General features: G+C 40.1%; 6 protein-coding genes. 5 read left to right on the forward strand and 1 reads right to left on the reverse strand.

Features of this window, described 5'->3' with window-relative positions:
* Positions 1-846: 846 nt before the first annotated feature.
* Entirely contained in the window at positions 847-1,404 is a 558-nt protein-coding gene (gene gmhB / locus BTO21_RS09270; protein ID WP_045032769.1) for a D-glycero-beta-D-manno-heptose 1,7-bisphosphate 7-phosphatase, read from the reverse strand.
* Positions 1,405-1,707: 303 nt separating this feature from the next.
* On the opposite strand from gmhB, the gene metN reads away from it, so the two are divergent.
* The 5 genes from metN to BTO21_RS09295 all read left to right on the forward strand — a co-directional run bounded on the left by metN (position 1,708) and on the right by BTO21_RS09295 (position 6,943).
* A complete protein-coding gene (metN, locus tag BTO21_RS09275; protein ID WP_045032771.1) occupies positions 1,708-2,742 on the forward strand; it encodes a methionine ABC transporter ATP-binding protein MetN in 1,035 nt (344 codons plus the stop codon).
* Complete coding sequence (locus BTO21_RS09280; protein WP_045032773.1) at positions 2,732-3,418, forward strand: methionine ABC transporter permease; 687 nt, start codon at positions 2,732-2,734, stop codon at positions 3,416-3,418. The genes metN and BTO21_RS09280 overlap by 11 nt, the downstream gene beginning before the upstream one ends.
* Before the next feature lie 61 nt (positions 3,419-3,479).
* On the forward strand, positions 3,480-4,298 hold the full coding sequence (locus BTO21_RS09285; protein WP_045032775.1) for a MetQ/NlpA family lipoprotein: 819 nt from the start codon (positions 3,480-3,482) through the stop codon (positions 4,296-4,298).
* Positions 4,299-4,399: 101 nt separating this feature from the next.
* On the forward strand, positions 4,400-5,101 hold the full coding sequence (gene tsaA, locus BTO21_RS09290) for a tRNA (N6-threonylcarbamoyladenosine(37)-N6)-methyltransferase TrmO (protein WP_045032777.1): 702 nt from the start codon (positions 4,400-4,402) through the stop codon (positions 5,099-5,101).
* A 126-nt stretch (positions 5,102-5,227) separates the two neighbouring features.
* Positions 5,228-6,943: a proline--tRNA ligase gene (locus BTO21_RS09295; RefSeq protein ID WP_065208474.1), complete on the forward strand. Its 1,716-nt coding sequence runs from the start codon at positions 5,228-5,230 to the stop codon at positions 6,941-6,943.
* The last annotated feature ends 42 nt before the right edge of the window (positions 6,944-6,985 follow it).

Below are 6,985 nucleotides of genomic sequence, written 5' to 3' on the forward strand. Positions count from 1 at the left end.
CCCATCTCGTAAAAGACAAGAGATTATGCGGTATTAGCTATCGTTTCCAATAGTTATCCCCCACATCAGGGTATATTCCCAGGCATTACTCACCCGTCCGCCGCTCGTCAGCATTGATAGCAAGCTATCAATCTGTTACCGCTCGACTTGCATGTGTTAGGCCTGCCGCCAGCGTTCAATCTGAGCCATGATCAAACTCTTCAATTAAAGTTTTGTTGTTTCTTTCGAAACGGCTCAATAAATACTGACTTTAATACCAACTCTTTATAAATAGAGAGTGTAATTTTAAAGCTTTTTATCATTCAAAGAATGATAATTAAATAACTGTGTCACTTTCTTGTTTTACTTTTAAAAAAGTAAACTAAAAAAGCAATCGAACTATTGCTAGTTCTAGGTCACTCAGTTTATTGATAAATCTTTCGACTTAACTATTCAGTGAGTGCCCACACAAATTGCATGGTCAAATTGTTAAAGAACATACTGACTATCAGTAACCGCTTGCGCCGTTGTCCGTGTCAGTGAGGTCGTAGTATAGGGAGTTTTTTGTTGCTGACAATCGATTTTTTACACCAGCACAACCAACTGCTGTCTTTTTACTCAACAAAGGTGGTTTTATCTATTTTTTAGCCGTAAAAAACCTAGTGATAAATTTATTACTATCTAACTTAAACATTTACTAACTAATAACGACCTTTCAAATGCGTTTTTGAACGACAGAGTGTTAAACAAGAGTGGATATAAAGGCAGGATTCACAATCACGGAGAGTTATATAATCTATAGCTATATTGATATGAATATTAAATAAAAAAAAGCAGTAGCTTAACTACTGCTTTATATCATTACAATTATGCTTTTTCTGCTAGCCATATTGGAATGTTTTTAATGCCGTCAAAAACAGCATCAGCTAAAGCTTCACCTTCTTCAGTAATCGCTTTACCAGTACGCACTAACACTTTGAAACCAACATCGGCAGCGATTGCCGCTTTCATGTCATCAGCCTTATCACCAATCATCACTGATTTTGACATATCAATGTTTAAATCACTCTGAGCAGATATCAACATGCCAGGATTAGGTTTACGGCAATCACAATCTTGTAAATATTCACCTTTACCCTCAGTTGCATGATGCGGGCAATAGTAAATACCATCAAGTTCAATACCTTGATCTTCGAAGTTCCAATCCATCCATTCAGTCAAAGATAGAAACTCATCTTCACTGAAGATACCACGAGCAATACCTGATTGATTGGTGACTAAAACAAGTAAGTAACCCATTTCTTTGAATTTTTTACATGCACCAAAAACACCATCGATGTATTCAAAATCATCAACAGTATGTACATAGCCACGATCAACGTTTATTACGCCATCGCGATCAATAAAGACAGCAGGTTTGGCCACAGAAAAGCCCTCAATAAATTAGATATTAATTAAATATTGATTAGATTATGGCACGAGTTGGCATCGAAAAGTATTAGTTATCACCCCCAACAAGCTGATTATCATTGAAGTTAACACCGTTATAAAGACGAAAACCATTTAGACGTCTAGACGTAAAAATAGCTATTGACTTAAAAACCGATTACCAATAGCATCAGATTAACAGTTACAAAGATGTTTTAACCAGAGTAACTAATCAGCAACAACATATGCAATATAACATCACTCTCATATAATCGTTTTATCTAAGAATCAGGAAGTTCAATGATAGAAATAAAACAAGTCAATAAAGTGTTCTATCAAGATGAAAAAGCGATCAATGCGCTAAAAGATATTAATCTCACCATAGAACAAGGAACGATTTTTGGCGTGATTGGCTCATCAGGTGCAGGAAAAAGCACTCTGATCCGTTGCGTAAATTTATTAGAAAAACCAACCAATGGTAATGTCGTGGTTGATGGCATTGATTTGACCAATCTTTCATCTAATGATCTGACGTTAGCTCGTCGTAAAATTGGCATGATTTTCCAACATTTTAATTTACTGTCATCACGTACTGTATTTGCCAATATTGCCTTACCACTAGAACTTGCCGGCGCTTCAGAACAAGAAATAAACACTAAAGTCACTGAATTACTATCACTTGTTGGTTTAGACGATAAACGTCATAGTTACCCCTCAAATTTAAGTGGTGGTCAAAAACAACGGGTCGCTATCGCACGCGCTTTAGCCTCTGATCCAAAAGTCTTGTTATGTGATGAGGCCACCAGCGCACTTGATCCTGCAACAACCCAATCAATACTGGCTTTATTACGTAAAATTAATCAGCAACTTAATTTAACCATTTTATTAATCACCCATGAAATGGATGTAGTAAAACGTATTTGTCATCAAGTTGCGATCATTGGTGATGGCGAATTAGTCGAACAAGGTCTTGTCGGTGACATTTTTGCGCACCCAAAAACAGAATTAGCGAAAGCTTTTATTCGCTCTACGTTAGATCTATCAATTCCTGAAGATTATCAATTAAGAATGACAACAACCTCGATAAAAGGAAGCTACCCATTAATTCGACTTGAATTTACTGGCGACTCTGTTGATGCGCCTTTGATTAGCCAAGTTGCACGTGAGTTTAATCTCGATATCAGTATTCTCAGTTCCAATATGGATTATGCCGGCGGAGTGAAATTTGGATTAATGCTTGCTGAATTCTTTGGTACTCAAACCGCCATAGATAACGCTATTACTTTTTTACGTGATCATAAATTAAATGTCGAGGTACTAGGCTATGTCTCTTGATGCAATAACTACATGGTGGCAGAACAATCAGCGCCTAACTGAATTACTTATCGAAGCATTAGGACAAACATTAACCATGGTGTTTGTTGCAGGCTTAATTGGTTTTATCATTGGTATTCCGTTAGGTGTTGCCCTGCATCTCACCAAGAAAAATGGTTTATGGCACAACCCTCTTTTAAATAAAACACTCGGTATTGTGGTTAATATTGGCCGTTCAATCCCTTTTATTATCTTATTAGTTGCCATTATTCCTTTTACTCGATTTGTGGTTGGCAGTTCTATTGGTACCGCAGCCGCTATTGTGCCACTGACTGTTGGGGCTATCCCTTTTATTGCTCGTTTAGTAGAAGGCGCATTACTGGAAATTCCAACAGGATTAATTGAGGCCGCACAAGCTATGGGTGCCACACCGATGCAGATCATTACCAAAGTGCTATTACCCGAAGCACTACCAGGCATTATTAATGCCGTCACTATCACCTTAGTTACCTTAATCAGTTATTCGGCAATGGCAGGAACGGTTGGCGGTGGTGGTTTAGGAGATGTCGGTATTCGTTACGGTTATCAACGTTTTGATGGCACCGTCATGGCAATCACCGTCATCATGTTAGTTATTTTAGTACAACTGATTCAATCTATTGGTGATCACTTAGTCAAACGTGTTGATCACCGCTAATAACTCAAGCTGTTATTTATTATTTACACAATTAGGGAAAGCCCATTTAAGGAGAAATACTATGGCGTTCAATCTTAAACATCTTTTTGCCATTGCTGGCGTTGCTGCTGCGGTCACATTAGCAGGTTGTAGTGACCAAGAAACAGCTGCTGTTGATAACAATAAAGTAAAAATTGGCGTGATGGCTGGTGCAGAAGAGCAAGTTGCAGAAGTTGCTGCTAAACAAGCTAAAGATAAATATGGACTTGATGTTGAATTAGTTACTTTTACTGATTACGTTTCGCCAAATGCCGCGTTAGCAGAAGGATCTATTGATGCCAACGCTTTCCAGCATAAACCTTATCTTGAGCAACAAATTAAAGATCGTGGTTATAAATTTGCGATTGCGGGTAACACATTTGTTTACCCTATCGCGGGCTACTCTAATAAGATTAAATCTGTTGATGAATTAAAAGATGGCGATCAGATTTCGGTTCCCAATGACCCGACGAACCTTGGCCGTTCATTATTATTGTTACAACAACAAGGCTTAATTACCCTCAAAGCTGATGCTGGTTTAACAGCAACCGTGTTAGATATTGTTAACAATCCTAAAAACCTTAACATCGTTGAATTAGAAGCTGCGCAATTGCCACGCTCATTAGATGATGTTGCTTTAGCGATTATTAATACCACTTATGCGAGTAGCTTAAACCTAACCCCAGAAAAAGACGGGGTGTTTGTTGAAGATAAACAGTCACCTTATGTCAATATTATTGTGGCTCGTGAAGACAACGTCAAAGCTGAAAATGTGCAAAAGTTCATTCAAGCTTACCAATCAGATGATGTCTATAATTCAGCCCAAACCATCTTCAATGGCGGTGCAGTTAAAGGCTGGTAATCACCAATATTCACATAATGTCTTTCAATAGCAGGCCTTAGAGCCTGCTTTTTTTATGTTATATTAAGTGACTACTTTTGGCTTATAACTGGCTTACTTTAATGACTTATCACATTGAACCTATTGGTACTGTTCGCTCTCCCTATAAAGAAAAATTCGCGGTACCCCGCCAACCTGGATTAGTGCCGAGTGCACATTGTGAAGTTATTTTACAAGGTATGGCTAATTCATTAGAGGCAGTACGTGGCATTGAACAATTTAGTCATATCTGGTTATTGTTTTTATTTGATCAAAATTTAGAAGCGGGTTGGCGACCAACAGTACGCCCACCGCGCCTTGGTGGTAATGAGCGTATTGGGGTGTTTGCCAGTCGTGCCACTTTTCGCCCCAACGGCATTGGCATGTCTGCCGTAAAATTAAAAGGCATTCGTCATCACAATGGCCAAGTCATTATTGATATTGGCGGCACAGATTTAGTTGACGGCACGCCAATTATTGATATTAAACCGTATATTCCCTATTCAGACAGCTTACCTGATGCGTTAGGCGGCTTTGCATCTGAGCAACCACCGACACTCGACGTAAAATTTAGCCCGAATGCACAGCAACAATTATTAGGTAAACAAGCTGATTATCACCGTGCTGTAATTACTGAAGTATTGGCACAAGATCCACGCCCAGCATATAAAAAAGGCAAATCAGATAATAAAACTTACGCAGTAAACTTATTTGATTTTAATGTGCAGTTCACGGTTGCAGAACCTATCATTACCGTCGTAAGTATCGATACCCTTGTTCAATAATCGCTCCAATGCAGTTATCTTTGGCGAATAGCGCCGAGGCTGGTAATATAACGGGCTATCGTCATCAAACTGACGGGTGGAACATCAGTTCCTTCTCTTTCCTTTTATCAATAACGGATACCATCAATGCGTACCAGTAAATATCTTCTTTCTACCCTGAAGGAGACGCCAAACGACGCAGAAGTCATTAGTCACCAACTAATGCTACGTGCAGGCATGATCCGTAAGCTAGCTTCAGGTTTATACACTTGGCTACCTACAGGTCTGCGTGTGCTGCGTAAAGTCGAAAACATCGTTCGCCAAGAAATCGACAATGCAGGCGCAATCGAAACCTTGATGCCCGTTGTTCAGCCGTTTGAATTATGGGAAGAGACAGGCCGCTCTGAAAAAATGGGCCCTGAACTACTTCGCTTTACTGACCGTCATTTCCGTCCGTTTGTACTTAGCCCAACAGCTGAAGAAGTTATCACTAGCCTTGTGCGTAATGAAGTTAGTTCTTACAAGCAACTGCCGTTAAACCTATATCAAATTCAGACGAAATTCCGTGATGAGCGTCGTCCTCGTTTTGGTGTAATGCGTGCACGTGAATTCTGCATGATGGATGCTTACAGCTTCGATATCGATAAAGATGGCCTACAGAAATCTTTCGATACAATGCATGCTGCTTACTGTAAAGCTTTCGATCGCATGGGTCTTGAGTACCGTCCAGTATTGGCTGATTCAGGCGCTATCGGTGGTAATGGTTCTCAAGAGTTCCACGTATTGGCTGAAAGCGGCGAAGATTTAATTGCATTCTCTACTGAATCTGATTACGCAGCTAACATCGAAAAAGCAGAAGCAATTGCCCCTGCTGTTGAGCGTGCTGAACCAACCCAAGCAATGACAGTGATTGATACGCCAAATGCGAAAACTATCGCAGAATTGGTTGAACAACACGGTATTGCTATCGAGAAAACAGTTAAGACATTATTTGTTAAAGCTTCTGATGAAATCGACGCACCTATCGTTGCATTGATCATCCGTGGTGACCACGAACTTAACGAAATTAAAGCAGAAAATCTTGCAGAAGTTGCATCTCCACTAGAGATGGCGACTGAAGAAGAAATGCGTGCACTTATCGGCGCGGGTGCTGGCTCTCTAGGTCCTGTTGGCCTTGAGCTACCTGTTATCGTTGACCACACTGTTGCTGTAATGAGCGACTTTGCTGCTGGTGCTAACATCGATGGCAAACACAACATCGGTATTAACTGGGGTCGTGACGTTGAGCTAGGTCGTGTTGATGATCTACGTAACGTGGTAGAAGGCGATCCGAGCCCATGTGGTCAAGGTACGTTGATGCTAAAACGTGGTATCGAAGTCGGTCACATTTTCCAGTTAGGGACTACCTACTCTGAAAAAATGAACTGTAGCGTACTTGATTCAAACGGTAAGAGTTCAATTCTAGAAATGGGCTGTTACGGTATCGGTGTTTCACGTGTTGTAGCATCAGCTATCGAGCAAAACAACGATAAGTACGGCATCATCTGGCCTGACGCACTAGCGCCTTTCCAAATCGCAATCGTACCAATGAACATGCACAAATCAGAGCGCGTTCAAGAAGCAGCAGAGAAGCTATATGCAGATCTAACTGCAATGGGTATCGAAGTCTTATTTGATGATCGTAAAGAACGTCCAGGTGTGATGTTCTCTGACATGGAATTAATCGGTATTCCTCACACAATCGTGATTGGCGATCGTAGCCTTGAAAACGGCGAGATGGAATATAAGAACCGTCGTACAGGCATTAAAGAAGCAGTTGTTGCTGCTGATGTTATGGATTTTCTTAAGCAAAAAATGGCTTAATTAACCGCCATATTATTTTCAAAAAAGCTGCCTATTTTGGCT

The sequence above is a fragment of the Photobacterium phosphoreum genome (assembly GCF_002954725.1).
GTDB classification, from domain to species: Bacteria; Pseudomonadota; Gammaproteobacteria; order Enterobacterales; family Vibrionaceae; genus Photobacterium; species Photobacterium phosphoreum.

What these genes read in the sequence shown, in the direction of transcription:
- metN (WP_045032771.1), top strand. Translation starts at nt 1,708, where the DNA reads ATGATAGAAATAAAACAAGTCAATAAAGTGTTCTATCAAGATGAAAAA.
- BTO21_RS09280 (WP_045032773.1), top strand. Translation starts at nt 2,732, where the DNA reads ATGTCTCTTGATGCAATAACTACATGGTGGCAGAACAATCAGCGCCTA.
- BTO21_RS09285 (WP_045032775.1), top strand. Translation starts at nt 3,480, where the DNA reads ATGGCGTTCAATCTTAAACATCTTTTTGCCATTGCTGGCGTTGCTGCT.
- tsaA (WP_045032777.1), top strand. Translation starts at nt 4,400, where the DNA reads ATGACTTATCACATTGAACCTATTGGTACTGTTCGCTCTCCCTATAAA.
- BTO21_RS09295 (WP_065208474.1), top strand. Translation starts at nt 5,228, where the DNA reads ATGCGTACCAGTAAATATCTTCTTTCTACCCTGAAGGAGACGCCAAAC.